Below are 25932 nucleotides of genomic sequence, written 5' to 3' on the forward strand. Positions count from 1 at the left end.
AAGAAATTGAAACCGGTATATATTATCAATGGATTCCTTGACAGCGGAAAGACTGATTTTTTCCGTTATACAATAGCTCAGCCTTATTTCAGGACCAGAGGTAAGACTCTTCTTTTGGTGTGTGAAGAGGGTGAGAATGATTATGAAGAGAAACTTCTTAAGTCTACAAATACTATTCTTGAGAAGATAGAAGATGAAGAGGAGCTTAATCCCGATAATCTGGTAAAACTTGACGCCAAGTACAATCCGGAACGTATTCTTATCGAGTACAACGGAATGTGGAACTATAAGAATCTGAAGCTTCCCGTTATGTGGAATCTGGAACAGCAGATCACTGTTATAGATGCTTCCAATTTTGAGTTGTATTTCAATAACATGAAGTCTCTTTTGGCAGAACAGCTTCGTGGTTCCGACCTCATTTTGTTCAACAGATGTGACGGAATAAGAGATCTTGCTTCGTTTAAGAGAAATGTAAAAGCAATCAACCGGAAGGCTGATATCATATTTGAAGATATGAACGGCGAGGTTGATGTTACACTTGATGAGGATCTTCCTTTTGACCTTAACGCAGATCCAATAGAGCTCAATAATTTCGGATACGGAATGTTCTATCTGGATGCTCTTGAGCATGTTGAAAGATATGAAGGAAAGAACGTTAAGTTCAAGGCGATGGTACTTATACCGCCTGAGTTCCCTAAGAACAGATTTGTTCCGGGAAGAATGGCTATGACTTGTTGTGCGGAGGATATGCAGTTCCTTGGATTTGCCTGTGAGTATGACAAAGTAGATACTCTTACAGAAAAAGAATGGATTCTTGTGACTGCCAAAGTTACAAAGAAATTTGTTCCCGAGTACAACGGGGAAGGACCGGTTCTTGAGGCGCTTTCTATAGAGAAGACGGATGCTCCCGAGTATCCTGTAATTGATTTCTCTAATCCTCAGCAATAATATATGTAAAAACAGGAGCTTATATGTTTGAATATCTTCCAATACAGTGGTTATTTCTGTTTTATTTCTACAGCTTTTTTGGTTGGTGTTTCGAATCTGCATATGTTTCAATTTTAGAGAAAAAGTTGGTAAACAGGGGCTTTATGAGAGGCCCCTTTTTGCCGTTATACGGATGTGGCGGAGTAATGATGCTTGTTGTATCAAAGCCTTTCTACAACAATATACTTATGGTATATATTGCCGGCTGCATTGGAGCAACTCTGCTTGAATATATCACCGGAGTTACCATGGAGGCGTTGTTTAAGGTAAGATACTGGGATTATTCTCATAAGCCTTTTAATTTCAAGGGGCATATCTGTCTTGAATCAACACTCTTTTGGGGAGTTCTGACGGTAGTGTTTTCGCACTTTTTCCAGATTCCCATAGAGCATCTGGTACGTGCGATTCCTTATCACGTGCTCTCTATAGTTACTCTTATTGTTACTTTCCTTCTTGGCGGAGATTTCATGATAGCATTTAAGACTGCTCTCGATCTTAGAGATGTTCTTATCTATATGGAGAAAGCCAAGGATGAGATGAGAAAGATGCAGAAGAGGCTTGATGCACTTATTACATCCAAGAGTGAGAATGTGAGAGGCGGAATCGAAACGAGAGTTGATGCGCTCAGTGCAACGCTCGACAGCTCTTTTAAGAAGATAAGGGAAAAGATAAACGTGAATCCTTCAGGCTATGTGAATGATGTTAAGGATGAGATATCCGAGCTTTATGCAAAGTACAGAATCCTTATGTCCAAGCTTACTCCCGAGCCTATAAAGGGATTCTTTGAATGGTACAGGGAAAAGACTATTCAGGGAAATCCGGGTATGGTATCAGAGAAGTTTAAGCTTAGCTTGGAAGAAATAAAAGAAAAGGTTTCAAACATTCGTAAGAAATAAAAACAGAACAAAAATCAAAGAAATAAAAAACCTCATGTCGGTGAGAAGACATGAGGTTTTGTTATATACACAATTTTAAAATAATTAAGCCATTTTGTTTACAGCCTGAGCAAGACGAGAAACTTTTCTTGAAGCTGTGTTCTTCTTGAAAACACCCTTTGACTCAGCCTTGTCGATTGCAGATGTAGCAGCGAGAAGAGCCTTAGCAGCCTCATCCTTGTTACCTGCATCGATAGCAGTTCTAACTTTCTTGATCTCAGTCTTAACTGCTGACTTGATCATCTGATTTCTTTCTGCTTTTTTCTTATTAACTAAAACTCTTTTCTTGGCGGATTTAATATTTGCCATAGTTACCTCCGAAAAATAATATGATTATTATTTGTAAGTTCGTGTGCGCATTAAGCCGGACACGGACAGTTAATGCTACATACGGTAAATATATTAGATGAATTTCAAGAAACTGTCAATAGATTTTTGCCTTTTGTCATGGTATCATATGATGATGTAATGAAAGATGAATAGGAATAGAGGTAGCTTTGTGGATCAGAGTAAAATTAGAAATTTTTGTATAGTTGCACATATCGATCACGGTAAATCGACTCTTGCAGACAGAATGATCGAGAAGACGGGTGTTCTTACCAGCAGAGAGATGCAGAACCAGGTCCTCGACAATATGGATATTGAGAGGGAGAGAGGAATTACCATCAAGTCTCAGGCTGTAAGAATGATATATAAGGCCAAGGACGGAGAAGAATATACATTTAATATGATAGATACTCCCGGACACGTAGATTTTGGATATGAGGTTTCCCGAAGTCTTGCGGCATGTGACGGAGCAATTCTTGTTGTCGATGCTACGCAGGGTGTAGAGGCTCAGACACTTGCAAATGTGTATATGGCGCTCGACCATGATCTGGATGTTTTTCCTGTTATCAATAAAATAGACCTTCCCAGTGCACAGCCACAGGAAGTTAAGGATGAGATAGAAGATGTTATAGGCATTGAGGCTCAGGACGCTCCGCTTATTTCGGCAAAAAACGGAATAGGAATCGAGGAAGTTCTTGAGGCGGTCGTACAGAAAATCCCCGCTCCTAACGGAGATGCAGGAAAGCCTCTTACAGCGCTTATTTTTGACAGCATATATGACTCATACAGAGGAGTTATCGTATTTGTAAGAGTAAGAGACGGTGTTCTTAAGAAGGGCATGAAGGTACGTTTCATGGCTACCGGCGCAGAATCCGAAGTAGTTGAAGTTGGATATTTCGGACCCGGAAGATTTATTCCGAACGATGAGCTCACAGCCGGAGATGTCGGATACTTCACGGCTTCTATCAAGAATATTCAGGATACCAGAGTCGGTGATACGGTAACTGATTCTGCAAGCCCTTGCGCAGAGGCACTTCCCGGATATAAGAAAGTTATGCCGATGGTTTACTGCGGACTTTACCCTGCAGATTCGGCGCATTATTCAGATCTTAGAGATGCACTTGAAAAGCTTCAGCTTAATGATGCTTCTTTATTCTATGAACCGGAGACTTCACAGGCTCTCGGATTTGGATTCAGAGCGGGATTCTTGGGACTCCTCCATCTTGAAGTTATTCAGGAGAGACTTGAGAGAGAGTATGACCTTAACCTCGTTACTACAGCGCCCGGCGTTGTGTATAAGGTGCATAAGAATGACGGAACAGTATTTGATCTTACCAATCCTTCCAATTTGCCCGATCCTACAGAGATAGAGTACATGGAAGAGCCTATGGTAAACGGCGAGATCATGGTAACTACCGATTATGTCGGAGCTATAATGCAGCTTTGTCAGGAGAGACGAGGCAAATATATAAGTACGGATTACATTGAGCAGACAAGAGCGATTCTTAAGTACGAACTTCCGCTCAATGAGATTATTTACGATTTCTTTGATGCGCTTAAGTCAAGATCAAGGGGCTATGCTTCATTTGATTATGAACTCAAGGGCTATGAGAGATCGGATCTTGTTAAGCTTGATATTCTCATCAATAGAGAAGAAGTCGATGCGCTTTCATTTATCGTTCATAAGGACGGTGCGTATGAGCGTGGACGCAAGATGTGTGAGAAGCTCAAGGAAGAGATACCGAGGCACCTTTTCGAAGTGCCTATCCAGGCTGCTGTTGGCGGCAAGATAATAGCAAGAGAGACAGTAAAGGCTTATAGAAAAGATGTCCTTGCCAAGTGCTACGGTGGTGATATTACCCGTAAGAAGAAGCTTCTTGAGAAACAGAAAGAGGGTAAAAAGAAGATGCGCCAGATCGGTAACGTAGAAGTTCCGCAGGCAGCATTCTTAAGCGTTCTTAAGCTTGACAGTACAGACTGATGTGATGCAAAAATCAGGTTTTATTGTTTGAAAGTTTTATGAGGCATTACTAAATGAATAACGAACTATCTTTATACGTGCACATACCTTTTTGTGTCAGGAAGTGTCTTTACTGCGACTTCTTGTCGTTTGGTGATAAAGAAAGCCTTATGGATGAGTACTTTAAGGCACTTTCAAAAGAACTTAAGGAAAGTGCGGGCGATTATAGAGACAGAGAGGTAAAAACGGTGTTCTTCGGAGGAGGAACACCTTCTTTGCCTAATGCGGTTTATATTTGTAATATTTTAGCCGATATAAAAGAGAATTATATTTTATCCAAAGATGCGGAAATAAGTCTTGAACTTAATCCCGGAACAGCTTCTTTTGACAAGATGAGAAGCTACAGGGATGCGGGATTTAACAGATTAAGTATAGGCATACAGTCTTTTAACGATGAAGAACTTAAAAGACTCGGAAGAATACATGATTCAAAGACTGCGGTTATAACCTACGAAGATGCGGTGAGAGCGGGCTTTGACAACATAAATATCGACATAATGAGTGCGCTTCCGGGGCAGAGCGTGGAATCTTACACTGATACTCTTAATAAAGCGGTAAAGTTGGGCCCTGAGCATATTTCGGCGTACAGCCTTATTATTGAGGAGGGAACACCGTTTTTTGACATGGACCTTGACCTTCCGGGAGAAGACGCAGACAGGGATATGTATCACAAGACCGCCAAAATCCTTAATGAGTACGGATATCACAGATACGAAATATCAAATTATGCCAAAGACGGATTTGATTGCAGGCATAATAAGGTTTACTGGAAAAGGGGAAACTACCTTGGATTGGGACTTGGTGCTGCCTCTCTTGTAGACAATGTGCGTTTTAGTAACACCCGTGACATGGCGGAGTACATAAGCTTATCTAAAGACGGGATAAAAATAGACAGAGAAGAACTTTCCGTAAGGGCACAGACGGAAGAGTTTATGTTCCTTGGGCTTCGGCTTACGGAAGGTATAAGAACGGATGATTTTAATAGAGAATTCGGAAAGACAGTATTTGATGTCTATGACGAAGTTATCGATAAATATCTTATGATGTCGCTTCTTGAGCTTCGTGATAAGGATATGAATATCACCTGTGATAAAAAGAAGGCGGCATATCTTAGATTGTCCGAGCGGGGATTTGACGTTTGCAATACGGTAATGGCGGACTTTTTACTTTGATGATATATTTATTCTGAATGTATAACTTGGGAGAATAAAAGATGAATTACAATTTCTTTGCACTTATTTCAAGAATGAAATATATAGACAGATGGGCACTTATGAGAAATACAAGGCAGGAAAATCTTTGTGAGCATTCAATGGAGGTTGCAATGATAGCTCATGCTCTCTGTGTTATAGGAAATACAAGGTACGGAAGGCATCTCGATGCCAATAAGGCGGCTCTTGTCGGACTTTATCACGACGCTTCCGAGATCATTACAGGAGATCTGCCGACTCCCGTAAAATATTACAATAAGGAATTAAAAACAGCATATAAGCAGGTTGAGGCGATTGCAGATGATAAGCTGCTTGAAAAGCTTCCCGACGATCTTAAGCCTTCTTTTGAACAGGTGTTTAAGGCGGATGACAGCGAAGATGAGCGCTATATGAGACGTCTTGTAAAAGCTGCAGACAAATTATCCGCACTTATCAAGTGTATGGCAGAAACAAGTGCCGGCAACAATGAGTTCAGAACCGCGAAGGAGAGCACTGAAAAATCCGTGAGAAGCCTGTATATGGAGCTTCCCGAGGTTCTTGATTTTGTAAATGAGTTCCTTTCATCTTACGGAAATACTTTGGATGAGTTAACTTAAGACTTTATTTATTGATTTTTCCGCATGATAGCGCGATAATTAGTGTATAAATTGGGGTGTTATGCTTTGTATATAGGGAGGAAATATTTACCATGCTTTTTATTAAGTGTGATGAACTGAGACCGGGGATGAGACTAGCAAGACCGATATACAGTAGGAAAGGCGCACTTTTATATGACAGGGCCCATGTCCTTAAGGATGAGCAAAGTATTGATAATATCAGGAACTTTGGGCTTATTGGCGTGTTTATTCTTGAACCCGCAGAGCCTGTTCCGCCTATGACTCAGGACGATATTGAGTTTGAGCGTTTTCAGACCGTTATGTATCACGATATCATGGAGGAACTTGCTCATATTGTTAAGGTGCACAAACAGGAGAAGTTTCCTAATATTTGTGCCCAGATTATAAAGAATTACGGTAATCTAAAAAAGAAGATTACTTTCCAGCAGGGACTTAGGAGTACCGAGGATTATATATACAAACACAGCCTGAATGTGGGAATCATTTCGGCGATGATCGCACATTCGTTAAATGCTTCGCTTTCCGATCAGAACGAAGCGGTAATGGCCGGTGTTATACATGATATCGGAAAACTTACTCTTTCTGCGGAACTTCAGTCCAAACTTAAGTGTACACCTGAAGAGATAAATACGATAGATGCCCATGAGATGGCGGGCTATCCTATCATTGACGATGCATTTTCTTCTTTGCCGAATGTAAAGAGAGCATGTAATCAGGCAAGAAAAGTACTTCTTGACTACAGAAAAGGAAATGATGTGGACATTTCCAAGACTCTTTTATCTGCAAGGATTCTTATAGTTGCGGGAATATTTGATAAGGAAACGGCTGCGAGAGTAGATGATGCGCCTATTTCCGAAGTTCTTGTTATCAGAAGGATGATGCAGAGAAGTGATGTTTTTGACCCGAGAGTGGTTCAGGCACTTGTTGATTCCATAAACATTCTTGTTCCGGGAGTCAGCGTTGAGCTTAACACCGGTGAAAAAGCTCTGGTTATCAAGACTAACGATCTTGATTTCCTGCGTCCGACTGTTTTGAGTTTTAAGGATAACAGCATTATCGACCTTTCGAATAGAAGGGCATACGGTGATATTGAGATTATAGATATTATGAAGACTATGGATAACAGATATATGATGGATCTGTCCAAAGTCAAAGGCCTCGGTATTGTCGTGGAAGAGCCTGAGTATGTGTGAAAGTGCGGATTATGCTGTGGTGTATAGCTGTACTTGCGACACATACAAATAGAATTTATCAGAACAGGGATGGAAGTATATGTCTAAAATTGAAGAAATCCTGAAGGAAGCAAAGTTAAAAGGCGCTTCGGACGTTCATATTACTGTCGGTGTGCCGCCTAAGATGAGACTTAACGGCAAACTTATAGCCATGGAAAGCTATGGCAAGATGATGCCGAGCGACACTCAGGAAATCGCACATGAAGTTACAAATGATAAACAGAAGCAGATGCTCGAGGAGAACGGTCAACACGACTTGTCCTTCGCTATCATGGGAGTTGGCAGATTCAGACTTAATATCTTTAAGCAAAGAGGCTCCATAGCGATGGCTTTCAGAGTTGTTGCAACAGAGATTCCCACAGCGGAGAGCCTTGGCATACCTGAGACCGTTATTGATCTTTATAAGAAAAAAAGAGGTCTTGTGCTTGTTACGGGACCTACGGGAAGCGGTAAGTCTACAACACTTGCTTCCATTATCGACATGATAAATAACAACAGGGAAGCGCATGTAATTACACTTGAGGATCCCATAGAGTTTACTTATCAGCACAGATTATCGATAGTCAATCAGAGAGAAATAGGAACCGATTCGAATTCATATGCCAATGCTTTGAGAGCGGCACTTCGAGAAGATCCCGATGTTATCCTTGTCGGAGAGATGAGAGATCTTGAGACCATAAGTACAGCTATTACGGCAGCGGAGACGGGACATCTCGTTCTTTCTACCGTTCATACGATTGGATCGTCTAATACGGTGGACAGACTTATAGATGTATTTCCTTCTCATCAGCAGCAACAGGTGAGAATACAGCTTGCGAGCGTGCTTGAAGCAGTTATTTCACAGCAACTTCTTCCTGCGGCTGACGGATCATCAAGACTTGCGGCATTTGAAGTTCTTCATGTAAACAGCGCTGTGAGAAACCTTATTCGTGAGGGTAAGAATCATCAGCTCATTACATACATGCAGACATACAGGAAACAGGGAATGATAACCATGGATGAGGCTATTATTGAGCTGTACAGGCAGCAGAAGATCACAAGAGAAGCTGCCCTTCAGTTTGCTCAGGATCCTGAGACAATGCAGAACAAAATGCTCAGATAATAATTGTCGGGGCAAAAAGTTAAGATAAAATCAACTACATAAAATCTTAAGGAAATACTAAGAAAACCTTAAAGACTTTATAGAACGGCCTGCTGTATAATCAGCAGGTCGTTGTGCGTATAATTTCCTATTTTTGTTTATGCTCATATCGGAAAAGAGGAAAAATGTACAGTTCTATTACATCCGGTGGCGTCAGAGGAATTATTTCTTATCTGATGCAGATCGAAGTGGATGTATCTTCCGGGCTTCCCGGATTCAACATGGTGGGATTCATGAGTGGCGACGTCAGAGAGGCAGGTGACAGAGTAAAAGTTGCCTTAAGAAACGCCGGTATAAAGATTCCCGCATCAAAGATAACCGTCAATCTGTCCCCGGCAGATATCAAGAAAGAAGGCGTTGTGGTAGATCTTCCGCTTGCCGTCGGAATATTGGAGGCAATAGGAGAGGTCAGCCCGGGATGTGCCGATGATACGGTCGTGCTCGGCGAAGTCGGACTTGACGGAGATATTAAAGAAGTAAAAGGGGTTCTCCCCATAGTTACAAAGGCAAAAGAAGCAGGATACAAGACAGTTATCCTTCCTATCAAAAATGCCAGAGAAGGTGCTGTGGTAAGCGGGATGAAGATTGTCGGAGTATCATCGCTTCAAGAAGTTATCATGTATCTTTCGACGCCCGAAAGAGAAAGGGATGGGCTTATAGAGCCAACAAGGGTTAACCTTGATAAGATTTTTTCTGAAGATGAAGAAAGTAGTGAAGGAGTGGATTTTGCAGATATCAACGGGCAATCAGCCGTTAAGAGAGCGGCGATGGTAGCGGCGGCGGGCTTTCATCATATTTTGATCGTAGGACCTCCGGGTTCGGGAAAGAGTATGGTTGCAAAGCGCATTCCTACGATACTTCCGCGTCTTTCTCTTGAAGAAAGTATTGAAGTTTCAACAATCTATTCGGTTGCCGGAATGATGGGCGAGAACAAGGCGCTTATAACAAAGAGGCCGTTTGTTAGTCCGCATCACCTTATAACCGAAGCATCGCTTGTCGGAGGCGGTACGATTCCAAGACCCGGTGCTATTTCTTTGGCACACAGAGGCATTCTCTTTCTGGATGAAATGCCTGAATTCCCCAGAACAAAACTTGATATGCTAAGGCAACCGATTGAGGACAGAAAGGTTCATATCGTGCGAAACAGAGGAACTTTCATGTACCCTGCGGACTTTCAACTTATAGGTGCGCTGAATCCTTGTCCGTGCGGGTATTATCCCGACAGGAATAAATGCAAGTGCACATCAAATGAGATTCGAAGGTACCTTGGCAGAATATCGGGGCCGATATTGGACAGGATCGATATCTGCATAGAAGCACCCAAAGTCGATATCAGGGAGCTTTCGGGGAAGAGCGATACCTGTAATGAATCAAGTAAGACCATGAGAGAAAGAGTTCTTTTGGCAAGGAAGAAACAGGAAGAGAGGTTTAGGGGAACGAGCCTCAAGTTCAATTCCGAGATGACGCCTGCGGATATAAGAAAATATTGCAAGCTTGGTATGAGGGAGAGAGCTTTTTTGGAAAAGACTTTTTGTTCCATGGATCTGAGCGCCAGAGCCTATCATAAGGTTCTCAGGCTTGCGCGGACAATAGCCGATCTGGAAGGCGAGGAGATGATAAAAGAGATACATCTGATGGAGGCTGTCAGCTACAGGATGACAGACGGAAAATATTGGAGACAGGAGGAAGGCTGATGCAGACAGCAAAAGCACAAGTATCAGAAAATAAATCAGAGAATATAACGGAAAATGACTATGCTCACTGGCTTTTTTCAACTCCGGGCATAGGAAATGTCTCTGCTGACAGACTCTTATGCGGAGGAAGGACATGCAGGGAAATATATGAGATGGGAGAGGCGGAGCTTAAGAAACTTTTAAGACCGAAGCAGGTTTCGGCGGTCTTGGATACAAGATACACTTGGGATTTTACTAAGGAGAAAAAGAAACTTGCAGAGAGCGACATAAAGTTTATATCAAGGATTGATCCGCGTTTTCCCGAGAAGCTAAAGAATATCCCGAATCCCCCTTTTGCTATCTATGTAAAAGGGGAACTTCCGGGAGACGACAGTCCGTCGGTTGCAATAATAGGGGCGAGGCTTTGCTCAGAATACGGCAGGTACATGGCAAGGCAGCTCGGTAGAGGATTGGCGCTTGCGGGAGTTAAGGTTATAAGCGGAATGGCAAAGGGCGTTGACGGCGTAAGTCAGAAAGCGGCATTGTGCGCCGGAGGAAAATCCTATGCTGTTGTAGGGTGCGGCGCGGATATATGCTATCCCGATGAAAACAGGGAAATTTACGAGGAACTTTCACTAAACGGAGGAATTATTTCGGAGTATGCGCCGGGAACTATGCCCAAAGCATCTTTTTTCCCTATGAGGAACAGGATAATAAGCGCATTGTCCGACATTGTTGTGGTTGTGGAAGCAAGACTTCATTCGGGAACGCAGATAACCGTAGATACTGCGCTTGAGCAGGGAAGAGAGGTTCTTGCGGTACCGGGAAGAGTCACGGACAGGCTAAGTGACGGATGTAACCGCCTTATATGTCAGGGGGCGGGAGTTGTGCTTGATGTTGATGACGTGATAGAAAGACTTGCGTCATGGAATTACAGAAAAGATTCTTTGGCGGATCCGCACAGCTTTGATGAAGACCGGAGCGGAGCCTGTGCATCGCATATAGAAAAAGCGATTCTTGATCTGCTTGACGCTGTGCCTGTTTCTTTTTCCTACATAGCTGACAAGCTTAGCATGGTTGGCATAGATATCGCGGTTCCGGACCTTCTTAAGGAGTTGTTTGATATGTGCGGAAAGGGGCTTATCACTCAGACGGGTTCATATTACATGAAGAAATTTGGCTAATTATTGTATATCGTATGAAAATATTACGATTTGACGTATAATAATATTATCTGTTGTGTTTATTTAAAAATAGAAGCTACGGAGTTTTCCATGCAATACAATTTTTACTTTGACACATGTGCGTTATGTATACTGGCAACGATTGGAATAATCTCTCTGTCCAGAAAAAGAGTTCCGTCATCGAGAGAGAAAGTTTATTCGCTGCTTCTTTTTGCTGTATTTATGTCAACTCTTTTTGAGAGAATAGAGACTTTCCTGCAGATGAATCCGTATGAGGGAGCATGGTATCACTATGCGGAGATGGTCTGCGGAAGTTTTTATTTTCTTGCGCATCTGGGATCGGGACTTTGCTATCTGTTGTACATAATGGCTGTTCTTGATATTTTTTATGACACGAAATCCGTTAAGGGCTTCTTTGTTGTGTATCTCGGCTATGTCATGGGAATCATAACGGTCATAATGAACTGGTTCAGCCCGCTTTTGTTTGGATATGACGAAAAGGGAATATATTTTAGAGGCAGTCTCATAGTCGGATTTTATCTGATCGCTTTTTATTACATTGTGTATGGAGTTACTTTGACGCTGAAATACAGCAATCTGATGAGATTAAAGACCAAGGTGATCATTCTTACTCATGTTGGTTTTGTTGCTTTGGGAATCTATCTGCAGTACCGCTATCCGCAGCTTCTTATAGAAAATTTCCTCAGCACGATCAGTATAACCCTGGTATTTATAACTCTTCAGAATCCGGGTGAAATGGTGGACGGAAGGATAAATGTCCTTAACAGAAGAGCCTTTTTCGAGTCACTTGGTCTTAAGATAAAAAAGAAAACTCCGCATTATATAGTTTTTGTGACAATAGACAATGTAAGAGCCCTTAGCTCCGAGATCGGTAATAATCAGGCTGACGGCGTTATCAAGACAATTGCCGGTTATCTTAAAAAAGTGGGAAGCAGAGAGCTGAATATTGTCACATATGTTTACAGATACAGTGATAATATCTTTGCGATATCGGTAAATACAAATGATAAAAAAAGAGCCGAGTCTCTTATGTATAAGATTGCGACCAGAATCCGTGAACCCTGGAATTATATGGATATGACCATAAAGGCCGAGTGCCATTGCTTTATGATGAGCTATCCCGACAGGTATGGCAATCTTGCGGAGCTTATGTCGAAAGTTGAGCTTATAAGCGATGATGTGGCACAGTGGTCAGATGCCGTGATCGATATTGATAAGATAGATTTCAAGAAAAAGCTTGGCGCGTATGACTATGAAGTACTTGCAAAGAAAAATATTGCCGAGAAAAAGGCAATCGTTAAATTCAGACCTATTCTTTCCAAAATTTACAGGATTGATTACACGGCCGAAGCGGTCTGCTATATATATGACGATAACGAGAGAGAAGTTGAGGTAAGAAAGTATATAGAAGATACCGGATCTACTCAGACTATTATCGACATCGATGAGTATGTTTTAAAAAATACTCTGAGAGTGTTGTCTTTTTGGAATGCCGGAGATAAGAACGGTAAGTACAGAGCTATTATCCCGATGTCACAGGCGGGAATATCAAGAACAGATTTTTTAAGGTGGTTTAAGGCACTTCTCAAAGAAGAAAAAGTTGAAGGATCTTGGATCAGCTTAAAGCTCACAGAGACAGCGATAACAACAATGAATAATGTGGCTGAAAGAAATCTTAAGATGCTCGGTGATATCAATGTCAATATTATAGTTGACGAATACGGAAACGGATACGGAAATATCGAGAGAATAATTTCGCTTCCGGTGGTTCAGATAAATTTTGCAAAGAGCCTGATCAAAATGGCGGGGAAATCAAAGCGGATGATGAACGTTATAAGCGGGCTGGTCAATATGTTCCACGATATCAGTCTGTTTGTGTGTGCTTCAGGAGTGGATACAGCTGAGGACAAGGATATAGCGGAAGAAATCGGGTGCGATTATCTTATAGGTAACTACATGGGAAAACCGGTAAATGACAGTTCATACGTGAACAGGATTGATGAGTATTTTGAAAAGGGGTATTGATGGGATTTTTAACCGATCCGAACAGCTATGATGCTTGCTTATCGATATCGGCACTTGTGCTGATGGCAGTTATCATAATCATATATTCTTCGGAAGAGTTCTCTTACGGAAAGCAGAGTCGTATCTTTGGCGTATTGATCATAGTCGGAACGATTCTTAATGTGATGGGATTAATTCATATTCTGTGGGTGAACAACAGGTGGATGAAAGATTGCCTGACTTACGAAATGAATTGCCTTGTGGTCATGGTGGAAAAAGTGATGTCGTATCTTGTTGCATTCTTTTCCATCCTGTATCTGATGGCTATTTTTGGTATGCAATTAAACAAGTTGTGGAAAAAACTTGTCATAATATTGCCGACGGTGTTTACAATCCTTATTTTGATGTTGGGATATTTTACCGACTTTTTCTATTACTTCGATCATAACGGTGAGATTATCTATTTTTTCCCAAATGAGATTCTTGTAAGTATCGGAATAGTTCTGTATCTTATCTTTGCGTCATATCTGATGATCAAATACGGAAGAGTTCTGGCGAGCGAAAAAACTATGGCTATCTATACGTACTACATTCTGATGCTCCTTGGAGTTCCCATGAGGATCATATTCAGGACGGGGACTGTGTTCGAGTTCAGCGTTGCGATTTCTCTTTTGCTGTGCGTCTTTACTTTCCAGAATCCGAGTGAATTTGTGGACAGGATGTCCGGAGTCGGTACAAAAAATGCCCTGAATTTCGCAGTATATACAAAACTTTTACAAAAGAAGACGTTCACACTCATGGAAATAAGAGTGGATAAACTTCCCATAACAATCGGAAGTGAGTCGGTGGAAGCGGCTTCCGATCTTTTGAGGCAGATGACCGAGTTTTTGAAAAAGTCCTGTTTCGGAGCGGAAGTATTTTTTCCAAGAGACGGCTTTTTTGCCCTGCTCATCCCTGATGTAAAATCAAATTCGGAGGATATCGACAAGCTTTCGGATGCCATAAAGGCGAGGTTTAAAGAGCCTTTTAAATTAAGAGATTTGGAAGTTGGCTTTGATGTAAGTACAAGCGCGATAGGATTTCCAGCTGATTTCAAAACGATAGAGCGGTTTGATGAGATAAGCAATATGATGTACAAGGCACTTTCGAGGGACAGTAAATATGTGCTCAGGGTGTCGGACCTTAATCTTAAGCATATCGAATATGATAAAAAGATCGGAAATCTTGTGCGTCATGCTCTTGATAACGGTTTGCTTGAAGTTTATTATCAGCCTATCTATTCGCCTGTTACCGGAAAGTTTTCTTCATGTGAGGCGCTTATAAGGCTCAAGGACCCGAGGGCGGGCTATATTTCTCCTGCTGTATTTATGCCGATAGCTGAGAAGAACGGAACGGTTCTTGGAATTGACAGATTTGTACTTTCATCTGTATGTGAGATGCTGGCAACTACGAAGGCGGTAAGTTACGGCCTCGAATATGTCGAAGTCAATCTTTCCGTTGTCGATTGCATTCAGACCAATCTTGCCGAGAGTATTCTTAAAATTCTGAAAGCGTATAATATAGGACCTTCGAGGATAAATCTTGAGATAACGGAGACTTGGGATAAAGATGTTACATCCGTGATCGATCAGAATATCAGCAAACTTATGAGTTCGGGAATCACTTTTTCCATGGATGATTTCGGAACGGGATATTCGAATTTTTCAAGACTTGCCGATATGCCGGTCAAGATCTTTAAACTTGATAAGAGTACCGTTCAGGTGGCCTTTGAATCAGAGAATTCATACATGATCATGTATAATATGATAAAGATAATTAAGAGCCTCGGAAAAGAAATAGTGGCTGAGGGAGTTGAGACTGGAGAGCAGGCAAAGCAGATAATCAGGCTTGGATGCGACCATATTCAGGGCTTTTTCTATGCAAGACCTATGCCAAGGGACCAGTTCATTGAGTTCCTGCAGAATAATAATTGAGGGGAACTTACTTGATCAGTATTTCCTTGCAATGGGGGCTTAGTGAGTGTAAAATTTATGCTTGATTATAATTTAAGGATGGTAAAGTATGGCACTGATAAAGAAACCGGTTACCGGAATGAAGGACATTCTTCCTTCCGAGATGCAACTTAGAGACTATTGTATAGGTATTATTAAGAAGACATATGCTGAATTTGGCTTCACATCTATAGAGACACCTTGTGTTGAGTCACTTGCAAACCTCAACAGTAAGCAGGGCGGAGAGAACGAGAAGCTTATATTCAAGGTAATGAAGAGAGGAGAAAAGCTTAACCTGGCTACGGCGAAGGAAGAGAACGACCTTACGGATTCAGGACTTCGCTATGACCTTACGGTTCCTCTTGTTCGTTTTTATGCAAATCATGCAAATGAGCTTCCGGCTCCTTTTAAGGCACTTCAGATGGGAAATGTATGGAGAGCCGACAGACCTCAGAAGGGAAGATACCGTCAGTTCATGCAGTGCGATATTGATATATTGGGAGAGCCTTCAAATCTTGCTGAGATAGAGCTTATTCTTGCGACAACCACAACGCTCGGAAATCTCGGATTCAAGGATTTTAAGATCCGTATCAATGACAGAAGGATTCTCAAGGCAATGGCTGCATACAGCGGATTCCCTGAGGAGAAGTACGATGACGTATTCATCACACTTGATAAGATGGATAAGATCGGACTTGACGGAGTAAAGGAAGAGCTTATTAAGGACGGTTATGATGCCGATTCTGTAAATAAGTATATCGAGCTTTTTGAACTTATAAGCGGAAAGAGCGGAATTGATGCTCTTAAGGCAGTTGCAGACAAGATCAGTGATAATCTTGACGCTGAGGTCAGTGAAGGTCTTACCGAGATCATCGACAGTGTTGAGAAGACAAAGTCGGCACAGTTTGAGATGGTATTCGATCCCACGCTTGTAAGAGGAATGTCGTATTATACGGGAACAATCTTCGAAGTATCCATGCCTCAGTACGGCGGAAGCTGCGGTGGTGGCGGAAGATACGACAAGATGGTAGGAAAGTTCCTTGGACAGGATACACCTGCTTGCGGCTTCTCAATCGGATTTGAGAGAATCATCATGATAATGATGGACGAAGGATTCAAGATTCCCGGCGCGAGCACAAAAGTTGCTTTCCTTATCGAAAAGGGTATAAAGGGCGACAGACTTGCGGAGATCATATCCGAAGCGCAGAAGGAGAGAGCGGAAGGAAAGCAGGTTCTTGTTGTACGTATGAATAAGAATAAGAAGTTCCAGAAGCAGAGCCTTACAGAGCAGGGATATGAGGAGTTCAGGGACTTTTATGACAAGCCGCTTGAATAAGACAGGCAGAGCGGCCCGGGTTCTTAGAGGAGGAATGTGATTGGACACCCACTTAGTCAGAATAATCACCTTGGTATTATTGGTTCTGTTGTCTGCATTTTTTTCATCCGCGGAGACAGCTTACATGACGATCAACAGAGTCAGAATCAAGGCTCTTGCAGATGATGGGAATAAAAAGGCGGGACGGATCCTTGCTATATATGACGACCCGCAGAAGATGCTTTCTGCGATCCTTATCGGAAACAATATTGTAAACTTGAGTGCTTCTGCGCTTATGACAGTGTTTGTCACGGATATGTGGGGCAATCTTTACATAGGGCTCGGAACCGGAGCGCTTACTTTGGTAGTTCTAATATTTGGTGAGATTATTCCGAAAACAATAGCCAAGGCATATGCGGAGAACATGGCTCTTTTGTATGAACCGCTCATAGAGACCGTTATGATCCTTATGGTTCCGTTCAGCTTTGTTATCAATGGGATAGCGACTGCATTACTTAAGATCTTCAGGATTGATACCAACAAGCAACAGAAGGTGACCGAAAATGAGCTTAAGACGTATGTTGATGTAAGCCATGAGGACGGCGTTATCGAAAGTGATGAGAAGAAGATTATCTTTAACCTTTTTGATTTCAGCGATGCGCTTGCAAAAGACATAATGATTCCCAGGATTGATATGAGCTGTGTGAGTTCGGATGCCGATTATACAGAGGTGATGCGCGTATTCAAAGAGGATATGTACACAAGAATTCCTGTGTATGACGGAAACGATCAGGATAATATCATTGGTCTTATAAATGTAAAAGATCTCATTCTTATCAAGGATAAAGAGAATTTCAAGGTAAAAGACCACATCAGAAAGGCCTATTACACATATGAATACAAGAAGACATCGGACCTTCTTGTGGAAATGAGAGAAAAGACACGAAGCGTAGCCTTTGTCCTTTCGGAATATGGATCTACTGTGGGAATGATAACGCTTGAAGATCTTCTTGAGGAGATAGTCGGCGAGATCAGAGATGAGTATGATTCGGATGAAGCCGAGCTAATAAAGAATGTAGGCGGTAGGAAATACCTTGTGGAAGGAAATATGAAGCTCGCAGATATCAATGATGCTCTCGGAACCGATCTTTCATCAGAAGATTACGATTCTATCGGCGGTCTGATGATAGAGAATCTTGACAGGCTTCCGAGCTACGGGGAGACGGTCACTCTTGACAGCGGAATAACGCTTACAGCGCGCGGTATCAAGAGAAACAGGATCACGAAAGTGCTTATGACAGTCAACTGCGAACTATCGAAGGAACAAAAAGAAACACTTTAATATTTCAGAAATATATGATATACTGAGTCGATGTATAAGGCTCAGAAACTATAAGTATTTTGAGGCAATCAGTAGGAGGAAAATCGATGAAGCACGTTAAGTCTTTGATTACAAGAAATCTTAAAGAATCAATGAAGAAGGGCGGATGCGGTGAGTGCCAGACATCATGCCAGTCAGCATGCAAGACATCATGCACAGTTGGAAATCAGAGCTGTGAGCAGCTTAGCAAATAATATTGTTTAATTAAAGTAAAATTAGGCGGGCAGCGGCCATGGTCGCTGCCCGCCGTATGTAGGTTACAGGAGATATTATGATTCACGCATATAAGAACAATGGGTATAATATTGTTCTGGATGTTAATAGCGGATCGGTACATGTTGTTGACGATGTAGTTTTTGACCTTGTCAAGATCATTGAGGATAAGCTTAAGAGAACATACGGTACCGCAGCGGCACCCGAAGGTCAGACTACGGTTATTACGGGCGAACTTGACAGGTTGTATAAAGGTGTCCTGGCAAAAACAGATCTGGCATCTAAATATTCAACCGAGGATATAAAAGAGGGAATCGAAGAGATTCTTGAACTGAGAGCGGCACAGGTTCTTTTTACGGATGATGTGTATGAAGGATATGTGGATGATTTTCAGAACAGAGAAACCGTTGTTAAGGCACTTTGCCTGAATGTGGCTCACGACTGCAATTTGAGATGTAAATACTGCTTTGCGGATGAAGGTGAGTATCACGGTAGAAGAGCGCTTATGAGCGAAGAGGTCGGAAAGGCTGCGCTTGATTTCCTTGTAAAGAATTCAGGCGGAAGAAAGAACCTCGAGGTCGATTTCTTTGGCGGCGAACCCCTTATGAACTGGGAAGTTGTCAAGAAGCTCGTTGAGTACGGACGCTCAATTGAAAAAGAATATGACAAGAATTTCCGTTTCACTATCACAACAAACGGAACTCTTTTAAATGATGAGATACTTAAGTTTGTTAATAAGGAGATGGGTAATATAGTCCTTTCCATCGACGGACGAAAGGAAGTCAATGACTCCATGCGTCCCAGAGCAGGCGGACAGGGTTGCTATGATGACATTGTTCCCAAGTATCAGAAGGTTGCGGAGAGCCGTCACCAGCTCAGATACTTCGTTCGAGGAACATTTACTCATGCCAATCTTGATTTCTCGGAAGATGTTAAGCATCTTGCAGAGCTTGGATTTAAGCAGATATCCGTAGAGCCTGTAGTTGCTTCGCCTGAAGATTGGTACGCATTTAAGGATGAGGATATTCCGATCATCTGTGAAGAGTACGACAAACTTGCAAAGTATTATATTGAGAAACACAAGGAAGGAAAAGGATTTAATTTCTTCCACTTTAACATAGATCTTGAGGGCGGCCCTTGTGTTGCCAAGAGATTGTCAGGTTGCGGATCGGGATGTGAGTACCTTGGTGTAACACCTTGGGGAGACCTTTACCCCTGCCACCAGTTCGTTGGTAACGAAGACTTTATCATGGGTAACGTTTTCGATGGAATAACCAGACCCGACATAAGGGACATGTTCAAGAAGAGCAATGTTTATTCAAGACCCGAATGTCAGAAATGCTTTGCAAGATATTATTGCAGCGGTGGTTGTGCTGCTAACGCATACAATTTCAACGGAGACATCAATGCAACTTACAAGCATGGTTGTGAGCTTCAGAGAAAACGTATAGAGTGTGCGATTATGATTAAAGCGGCGTTGGCCGAATAAGAAAAATTCATGGGAGGAACTGTATAATGAAAAAGTTAAAGTGGATTCCTGCTTTGATCCTTATGCTTGCTCTTTTGGTTGGAATTGGTTACTCAGCAGCATACGGATTGGGTGCAGACAAATCCGGATCATTGTCAAGTATTGACCTTGGACTTGACCTTGCAGGTGGTGTCAGCATCACTTACGAAGTTGTTGGTGATGAGAATCCCAGCAAGGAAGATATGAACGATACAATCTTCAAGCTTCAGCAGCGTGTCGATCAGTATAGCACAGAGGCACAGGTTTATCAGGAGGGTAGCAACAGAATCAACATCGAGATTCCCGGAGCTTCCGATGCAAACAAGATTCTTTCGGAACTTGGTCAGCCCGGTAATCTTTACTTCATCAGCCATCTTGATAAGGACGGCAATGAGAATTACACATATCACAGTGGTTTTACTACCGATGAAAACGGTAATATGAAACTTGAAGAAGGTGTTACGCCCGGATATCAGCTCAATAAGTCAATAGATGAGCTTCTTGCGGACGGATCGATTGTTCTTTCGGGTGATCAGGTTGCATCTTCTCAGGTAGTCGGACAGAATGATGAGTATGGTAAGCAGGAGCCTGTAGTATCGCTTGAGTTTACTAAAGAGGGCGGAGAAGCTTTCGCAGAAGCAACCAAAAAAGCATTTAACAACAATCAGGATACTATTGCAATCTACTATGACGGAAGATTCATAAGCGTTCCTTCTGTTAAGGCTGAAATCCTTGACGGAAAGAGTGTTATCAGCGGTGGATTTACATTTGAAGAGGCTGATAGGGTTGCAACAAATATCAGAGTCGGATCGCTTAAGCTTCAGCTTCAGGAACTTCGTTCAAATGTTGTCGGAGCACAGCTTGGTTCAAATGCTATCAGAACAAGTTTGATCGCAGCAGCTGTCGGATTCGCACTTATTGCGGTATTTATGATCGTATTCTTCAGAATACTCGGTCTTTCAGCTACACTTGCTCTCGGATTCTACTGCGGACTTATCGTATTCCTGCTTTCAGCATTCGAGATGACGCTTACACTTCCCGGAATTGCAGGTATCATTCTTTCAATCGGTATGGCGGTTGACGCAAACGTTCTTGTATTTGCGAGAATAAGAGAAGAGATTGCAGTCGGAAAAGCTGTTGATGATGCGAGAAAGAACGGTTATAACAAAGCTCTTTCATCAATCCTCGACGGAAATATTACAACACTTATTATTGCCATAGTTCTTAGAGTCGGAGGAACAGGATCAATTAAGGGATTTGCAGAGACACTTATCCTTGGTATCATCCTTTCAATGTTCACGGCACTTGTTGTTACAAGAGCGATTACTTCAATCTTCTTCGGACTTGGTATTCAGAATCCTGTATTCTACGGCAAGGCTAAAACAGTTTCAACAAAGCCTTTCGTACAGAAGAGAAAGATATTCTATGCTATTTCATGCGCTGTTGTTGCAGTCGGAGTAGTATTTATGATAGTTAATGCTTCACAGGGAAAGGGAGCATTCAATTACAGCCTTGACTTTGTAGGTGGTACATCTACAACCGTTACATTTGATAAGGCATATGATTTTGCTACAGTAGAGTCTGACATAGTTCCTCAGATCAAAGAAGTTACAGGTGCTAAGGAAGTCCTTCCTCAGGCTGTAGAAGGAACAAATCAGATTGTATTTAAGACAGGTACACTTACTGTAGATCAGAGAGAAGCATTTGATAAGATGATGGAAGAGAAGTATGGCGTAAGCAATGACAACATTGCTGCCGAGACGATCAGCTCAACCATCAGTGGTGAGATGAGAGTAGATGCGGTTAAGTCACTTGTTATTGCTCTTATACTTATGCTTATCTACATCTGGATCAGATTTAAGGATATTAAATTTGGTGCGGCTGCTATAATCGCACTCGCACATGATGCACTTGTCGTTGTTGTTGCCTATGCAATTTCAAGATATGCTGTAGGAACAACATTCATTGCTGTAGTTCTTACCATTATCGGTTATTCAATTAACGATACGATTGTTACATTTGACCGTATCCGTGAGAACCAGCACAATGCAACCAATAAGAAAGAGCTTGGCGAACTTGTTAATAAGAGTGTGTCTCAGACAATCACACGAAGCTTGTTTACATCTTTGACAACATTCTTCACAGTACTTGCTCTTTATATCTTTGGTGTGGCCGATATTAAGGCATTTGCACTTCCTCTTATGGTTGGTGTGATCTGCGGTACATATTCTTCAATCTGCATCGCATCACCTGTATGGTATGATCTTAAGACAAAGGTCAAAAAGGCAGCTAAAAAGTAATTGCTGATGTATAATAAATAAGGGCGCCGTCTTTGGTGTAGTTTTACACCCAAGACGGCGTTTTTAAGTTCACCGGGCTTAGGGGGTAGTATTACCTTTTTTCACAGCATTTATTACCAACTCATAAGCCTTTTTTAATATATATATACGGAGTTTGATATGGCAAAATGGATGATAGCAAATAAGAAGGCGGATTTTGACGGGCTGGCCCGCGAATTCTCCATAAAAAACATAACTGCGAGACTGATAGCCAACAGGCTTATCACAGACAGGACAAAAGAAAATATTCAGTGTAACGAGGAAGCGGTTAAGACCTATATAAACGGGGATATCTCTTTTCTCCACGATCCTTTTTTGATGAAGGACATGGAGCAGGGTGCAAGGATTATCCTCGATAAGATACGCGATAATAAGAGCATAAGAGTTATCGGCGACTACGATGTTGACGGAATATGCTCTTCATACATACTGGTATCCGGCTTAAAGCTTTTTGGAGCTGATGTTGATTGTGTTCTTCCGGACAGGATAAAAGATGGCTACGGTCTGAGCGTCAAACTTGTTGATGAGGCTTATGAAGCGGGAATTGATACCATAATTACCTGTGACAACGGAATCGCCGCAGCGGAGCAGATTGAGCACGCAAAGGAAAAGGGAATGACTGTTGTTGTTACCGATCATCACGAAGTTCCTTTTGAGATGGACGATGATGAAAACAAAACGGAGATACTTCCTCCGGCTGATGCCGTGATTGATCCCAAGAGATCTGAAGGAGAATATCCGTTTAAAGAAATCTGTGGAGCTGTTGTTGCGTATAAGTTCCTTGAAGCAATGTCTGAGCTTAGCAAAGAAGAAGGACCTTCAGAGGAGGAAAGAGAGGAATTCTTTTTCCAGAAGCTTATCTTTGCCGGTATAGCCACTGTGTGCGACGTAATGGAGCTTAAGGACGAAAACAGAGTAATAGTTAGGGAATCACTTAAACGCATTCCAAAAACGGATAATAAGGGCTTAAAAGCTCTTATAGACGTAAACGGTCTTGATGCATATCATATGACCGGATATAATTACGGATTCGTTATAGGACCGTGCCTTAACGCAACGGGAAGACTTGATCTTGCAACAAGGGCGCTTTCTCTTTTCCTTGAGGATGATGCCGCTGAGGCAGCCAAGATTGCAGGGGATTTGAAGAGCCTTAACGACAGCAGAAAGGATATGACCAAAAACGGAGTTGATGAGGCGGTTACGTTTGTTGAGCAGGAAATCGAAAAGGGCGGAATGCCCAAGGTGATCGTTCTGTACCTTCCTGAAGTTCATGAGTCGATTGCGGGAATTATTGCAGGTAAGATAAAGGAAAAGTATTACAGACCCACAATAGTCCTCACAAAGGCGGCAGATGGCGGTGCGAAGGGATCCGGACGTTCTATCGAAAGCTACGATATGTACGAGGAATTATCTCGCTGTAAGGAGCTTTTTACCAAGTTTGGAGGCCATAAGATGGCGGCCGGGCTTTCTCTTCCCGAAGAGAATATAGAGATCCTCAGAACGAAGCTCAATGAGAATTGCGATCTTACCGAGGAGGACTTTGTTCCCGTATTGCATCTTGATATGGTCATGCCGCTTAAATATATCGATATGGATCTTGTAAAAGAGTTTTCTATATTGGAGCCGTTCGGAACCGGCAATTCAAAGCCTTTATTTGCACAAAGAGACGTATCTCTTTTATCGGGACGTATTATGGGCAAGAATAAAAATTGCGGTAAATACAGAGTCACCGATGAAGGCGGTAAGTTATATGACATGTTGTTCTTTGGTGATATGGAAAGATGGCATAATTTCCTCAAGGATAAATATGGTGAGAGTAATGTGGAAAATCTGTACAGCGGATCAACTGACGGAACAATGAAAGTCAGTATCGCGTATCAGCCTGATATAAATACGTATCAGGGAAGAGAAAGTATTCAGATAATTATGAATGACTTCACATAATTTATTAAAAAGTTCCGCATATGGGATATATACTAAACTCGTGAGGAACCTCGTTAAGTATATCCCATAGCATACACTAGCTTCGATAAGACCTCAGCAAGTGTTCCGCATAAACCACAAAAACACACGCGAAGCGTGTGTTTGCGGTTTCTTATGAGGGGGAGATAGCGAGTTGAATTAACAACTCACTTCTATGTTATTAATCATATACTAAAATTATGAATAAATTGTGTCGAAAATATAAAAAATTAGAATTAATCTTTTTGAGCTAAATTCGATAATTAAACTTTCTTATTTTAGAGATAATTTTAATAAAAGTAAACGGAGGATTGAATATGCTTTTAAGTGAATTATTAGAGGGACTTACATTTACTGTAACTGCCGGAAACACAGATAAGACCGTTGATCCCGCGTCTGTAGAGATTAAAGATGTGGTAAATGACAACAGAAAGATTGCGGAAGGTTCTTTATTCTTATGTATTCAGGGCGCAAATTTTGACGGACATTCCTGTGCGGCAGAGGCTTCCGAGAAAAAGGCCGGAGCTATCGTTGTCTGCCATGATGTAGAACTTCCCGAAGGATGTGAAATGCCTGTTGTTCATGTGGAAGATACAAGATATGCGATGGCATTTATTTCTGCGGCTTACTTCGGACATCCCGCAAAGAAGCTTAAGACAATAGGAATAACAGGAACGAAGGGAAAGACAACAACTACATATCTTATAAGAGATATGCTTCAGAACGCAGGCCACAAGGTAGGTCTTATCGGAACAATCGAAGTTATCATCGGTGATGAGCATATACATGCCGAGAATACTACACCTGAGTCATATATGCTTCAGTATTATATGTCAAAAATGGTAGAAGCAGGCTGCGACAGTGTTGTTATGGAAGTTTCATCTCAGGGACTTATGCTTCACAGAAGTCAGGGCTTTGTTTTTGATATGGGTATCTTTACAAATATTGAACCGGATCATATCGGACCAAACGAGCACAAGGATTTTGAAGACTATATGCATTGCAAAGGTCTTTTGTTCAAACAGTGTAAAGTAGGTATCTGCAATGCCGATGATGTGCATACAGATGATATTCTTGAAGGTCATACCTGCGAAGTTGAGACATACGGATTCTCTGAGGGTGCGGATATAAGAGCAATAAATCTTGCATATATCCATAAGCCGGGTCAGCTTGGCGTCTTCTTTGACACAGACGGACTTATAAACATGCACGCCGAGATAAGAACTCCCGGTAAGTTCAGCGTTTATAACGCGCTTTGCGCTATCGCTGTTGCGAGACATTTTGATTGCACACCTGAGGAAATCGCACCTGCTCTCAAAGAGGCCAAGGTAAAAGGAAGAATTGAGATGGTAAAGGTTTCCGATGACTTTACTCTTATGATAGATTACGCGCACAATGCAATGGCGCTCAAGAGTCTTTTGACAACGCTCAAGGATTATCATCCTAACAGACTTATCTGTCTCTTTGGATGCGGCGGAAACAGAAGCAGATACAGACGCTTTGAGATGGGTGAAGTAAGCGGAAAGTATGCAGACTTTACAGTTATTACATCTGATAACCCGAGATTTGAAGAGCCTGAAGCCATCATCGATGACATCGAGACAGGTATGAAGAAGACTGATGGCAAATATATCAAGATAACCGACAGAAAAGAAGCAATCCGCTACGTTATCGAGAACGGCGAGAAGGGAGATATCATTGTTCTTGCCGGAAAAGGACATGAGGATTATCAGGAAATAAAAGGTGTAAAATATCACATGGATGAAAGAGAATTAATTCAGGAGATATTGGATGAGAAATAAAATTAGTTTAATTCATTAAACTAATTTATTTGATAGTACCTATCAAATAAATTGCGCATGAAGGAGGGGC

The 25932-nt window shown here is 41.8% G+C and carries 19 protein-coding genes; 18 read left to right on the top strand and 1 reads right to left on the bottom strand.

What is annotated here, in order from left to right; translation table 11 throughout:
• Positions 1-6 precede the first annotated feature (6 nt).
• Together DL92_RS0110905 and DL92_RS19020 are read left to right on the top strand one after the other, a co-directional pair.
• Positions 7-948: a TIGR03943 family putative permease subunit gene (locus DL92_RS0110905; RefSeq protein ID WP_026655492.1), complete on the top strand. Its 942-nt coding sequence runs from the start codon at positions 7-9 to the stop codon at positions 946-948.
• Between the two features lie 23 nt (positions 949-971).
• Positions 972-1883 (top strand): putative ABC transporter permease, encoded by a 912-nt coding sequence (locus DL92_RS19020; protein WP_026655490.1) that lies wholly within the window; start codon positions 972-974, stop codon positions 1881-1883.
• An 84-nt stretch (positions 1884-1967) separates the two neighbouring features.
• On the opposite strand, the gene rpsT is transcribed toward DL92_RS19020, so the two are convergent.
• A complete protein-coding gene (gene rpsT / locus DL92_RS0110915; RefSeq protein ID WP_026655489.1) occupies positions 1968-2231 on the bottom strand; it encodes a 30S ribosomal protein S20 in 264 nt (87 codons plus the stop codon).
• 166 nt (positions 2232-2397) lie between these two features.
• On the opposite strand from rpsT, the gene lepA reads away from it, so the two are divergent.
• From lepA to DL92_RS0110995, 16 genes are all read left to right on the top strand, one after another.
• Positions 2398-4230 carry a translation elongation factor 4 gene (gene lepA / locus DL92_RS0110920; protein WP_026655488.1) on the top strand — a complete coding sequence of 611 codons (1833 nt, stop codon included), beginning with the start codon at positions 2398-2400 and terminating at the stop codon, positions 4228-4230.
• A gap of 53 nt (positions 4231-4283) precedes the next feature.
• A complete protein-coding gene (gene hemW / locus DL92_RS0110925) occupies positions 4284-5441 on the top strand; it encodes a radical SAM family heme chaperone HemW (RefSeq protein ID WP_026667721.1) in 1158 nt (385 codons plus the stop codon).
• A gap of 41 nt (positions 5442-5482) precedes the next feature.
• A complete protein-coding gene (yfbR, locus tag DL92_RS0110930; RefSeq protein ID WP_026655486.1) occupies positions 5483-6076 on the top strand; it encodes a 5'-deoxynucleotidase in 594 nt (197 codons plus the stop codon).
• 92 nt (positions 6077-6168) lie between these two features.
• Positions 6169-7290: an HD-GYP domain-containing protein gene (locus DL92_RS0110935; protein ID WP_026655485.1), complete on the top strand. Its 1122-nt coding sequence runs from the start codon at positions 6169-6171 to the stop codon at positions 7288-7290.
• 79 nt (positions 7291-7369) lie between these two features.
• Positions 7370-8431 (top strand): type IV pilus twitching motility protein PilT, encoded by a 1062-nt coding sequence (locus DL92_RS0110940; protein ID WP_026655483.1) that lies wholly within the window; start codon positions 7370-7372, stop codon positions 8429-8431.
• Positions 8432-8595: 164 nt separating this feature from the next.
• Complete coding sequence (locus tag DL92_RS0110945; RefSeq protein ID WP_026667722.1) at positions 8596-10164, top strand: YifB family Mg chelatase-like AAA ATPase; 1569 nt, start codon at positions 8596-8598, stop codon at positions 10162-10164.
• Positions 10164-11327, top strand: a complete 1164-nt coding sequence (dprA, locus tag DL92_RS19025) for a DNA-processing protein DprA (protein ID WP_051625308.1) — start codon at positions 10164-10166, stop codon at positions 11325-11327. The genes DL92_RS0110945 and dprA overlap by 1 nt, the downstream gene beginning before the upstream one ends.
• Positions 11328-11417: 90 nt before the next feature.
• Positions 11418-13373, top strand: coding sequence for an EAL domain-containing protein (locus tag DL92_RS0110955; RefSeq protein ID WP_026667723.1), 1956 nt, complete (start codon positions 11418-11420; stop codon positions 13371-13373).
• Positions 13373-15325 (top strand): EAL domain-containing protein, encoded by a 1953-nt coding sequence (locus DL92_RS0110960; RefSeq protein ID WP_026667724.1) that lies wholly within the window; start codon positions 13373-13375, stop codon positions 15323-15325. The genes DL92_RS0110955 and DL92_RS0110960 overlap by 1 nt, the downstream gene beginning before the upstream one ends.
• 88 nt (positions 15326-15413) lie before the next feature.
• A complete protein-coding gene (hisS, locus tag DL92_RS0110965; protein ID WP_026655478.1) occupies positions 15414-16679 on the top strand; it encodes a histidine--tRNA ligase in 1266 nt (421 codons plus the stop codon).
• Between the two features lie 79 nt (positions 16680-16758).
• Positions 16759-18000 (top strand): HlyC/CorC family transporter, encoded by a 1242-nt coding sequence (locus DL92_RS0110970; RefSeq protein ID WP_255367642.1) that lies wholly within the window; start codon positions 16759-16761, stop codon positions 17998-18000.
• 86 nt (positions 18001-18086) lie between these two features.
• The gene (gene scfA / locus DL92_RS19030) at positions 18087-18233 is read left to right on the top strand and encodes a six-cysteine ranthipeptide SCIFF (protein ID WP_034462031.1); all 147 of its coding nucleotides are present in this window, start codon (positions 18087-18089) and stop codon (positions 18231-18233) included.
• Positions 18234-18310: 77 nt separating this feature from the next.
• Positions 18311-19741: a thioether cross-link-forming SCIFF peptide maturase gene (gene scfB / locus DL92_RS0110980; RefSeq protein ID WP_026655475.1), complete on the top strand. Its 1431-nt coding sequence runs from the start codon at positions 18311-18313 to the stop codon at positions 19739-19741.
• Positions 19742-19767: 26 nt separating this feature from the next.
• Positions 19768-22059, top strand: coding sequence for a protein translocase subunit SecDF (locus DL92_RS0110985; RefSeq protein ID WP_026667726.1), 2292 nt, complete (start codon positions 19768-19770; stop codon positions 22057-22059).
• A 159-nt stretch (positions 22060-22218) separates the two neighbouring features.
• Positions 22219-24042 carry a single-stranded-DNA-specific exonuclease RecJ gene (gene recJ, locus DL92_RS0110990; protein ID WP_026667727.1) on the top strand — a complete coding sequence of 608 codons (1824 nt, stop codon included), beginning with the start codon at positions 22219-22221 and terminating at the stop codon, positions 24040-24042.
• 335 nt (positions 24043-24377) lie between these two features.
• On the top strand, positions 24378-25862 hold the full coding sequence (locus tag DL92_RS0110995) for a UDP-N-acetylmuramoyl-L-alanyl-D-glutamate--2,6-diaminopimelate ligase (protein ID WP_026667728.1): 1485 nt from the start codon (positions 24378-24380) through the stop codon (positions 25860-25862).
• Positions 25863-25932: the final 70 nt, after the last annotated feature.

The organism is Butyrivibrio sp. AE2005, assembly GCF_000686965.1.
Taxonomy (GTDB): domain Bacteria; phylum Bacillota; class Clostridia; order Lachnospirales; family Lachnospiraceae; genus Butyrivibrio; species Butyrivibrio hungatei_A.

What these genes read in the sequence shown, in the direction of transcription:
- DL92_RS0110940 (WP_026655483.1), top strand. Translation starts at nt 7,370, where the DNA reads ATGTCTAAAATTGAAGAAATCCTGAAGGAAGCAAAGTTAAAAGGCGCT.
- DL92_RS0110985 (WP_026667726.1), top strand. Translation starts at nt 19,768, where the DNA reads ATGAAAAAGTTAAAGTGGATTCCTGCTTTGATCCTTATGCTTGCTCTT.
- lepA (WP_026655488.1), top strand. Translation starts at nt 2,398, where the DNA reads ATGAATAGGAATAGAGGTAGCTTTGTGGATCAGAGTAAAATTAGAAAT.
- DL92_RS0110935 (WP_026655485.1), top strand. Translation starts at nt 6,169, where the DNA reads ATGCTTTTTATTAAGTGTGATGAACTGAGACCGGGGATGAGACTAGCA.
- yfbR (WP_026655486.1), top strand. Translation starts at nt 5,483, where the DNA reads ATGAATTACAATTTCTTTGCACTTATTTCAAGAATGAAATATATAGAC.
- rpsT (WP_026655489.1), bottom strand. Translation starts at nt 2,231, where the DNA reads ATGGCAAATATTAAATCCGCCAAGAAAAGAGTTTTAGTTAATAAGAAA.
- DL92_RS0110995 (WP_026667728.1), top strand. Translation starts at nt 24,378, where the DNA reads ATGCTTTTAAGTGAATTATTAGAGGGACTTACATTTACTGTAACTGCC.
- scfB (WP_026655475.1), top strand. Translation starts at nt 18,311, where the DNA reads ATGATTCACGCATATAAGAACAATGGGTATAATATTGTTCTGGATGTT.
- hemW (WP_026667721.1), top strand. Translation starts at nt 4,284, where the DNA reads ATGAATAACGAACTATCTTTATACGTGCACATACCTTTTTGTGTCAGG.
- recJ (WP_026667727.1), top strand. Translation starts at nt 22,219, where the DNA reads ATGGCAAAATGGATGATAGCAAATAAGAAGGCGGATTTTGACGGGCTG.
- DL92_RS19020 (WP_026655490.1), top strand. Translation starts at nt 972, where the DNA reads ATGTTTGAATATCTTCCAATACAGTGGTTATTTCTGTTTTATTTCTAC.
- DL92_RS0110960 (WP_026667724.1), top strand. Translation starts at nt 13,373, where the DNA reads ATGGGATTTTTAACCGATCCGAACAGCTATGATGCTTGCTTATCGATA.
- DL92_RS0110955 (WP_026667723.1), top strand. Translation starts at nt 11,418, where the DNA reads ATGCAATACAATTTTTACTTTGACACATGTGCGTTATGTATACTGGCA.
- dprA (WP_051625308.1), top strand. Translation starts at nt 10,164, where the DNA reads ATGCAGACAGCAAAAGCACAAGTATCAGAAAATAAATCAGAGAATATA.
- hisS (WP_026655478.1), top strand. Translation starts at nt 15,414, where the DNA reads ATGGCACTGATAAAGAAACCGGTTACCGGAATGAAGGACATTCTTCCT.
- DL92_RS0110945 (WP_026667722.1), top strand. Translation starts at nt 8,596, where the DNA reads ATGTACAGTTCTATTACATCCGGTGGCGTCAGAGGAATTATTTCTTAT.
- scfA (WP_034462031.1), top strand. Translation starts at nt 18,087, where the DNA reads ATGAAGCACGTTAAGTCTTTGATTACAAGAAATCTTAAAGAATCAATG.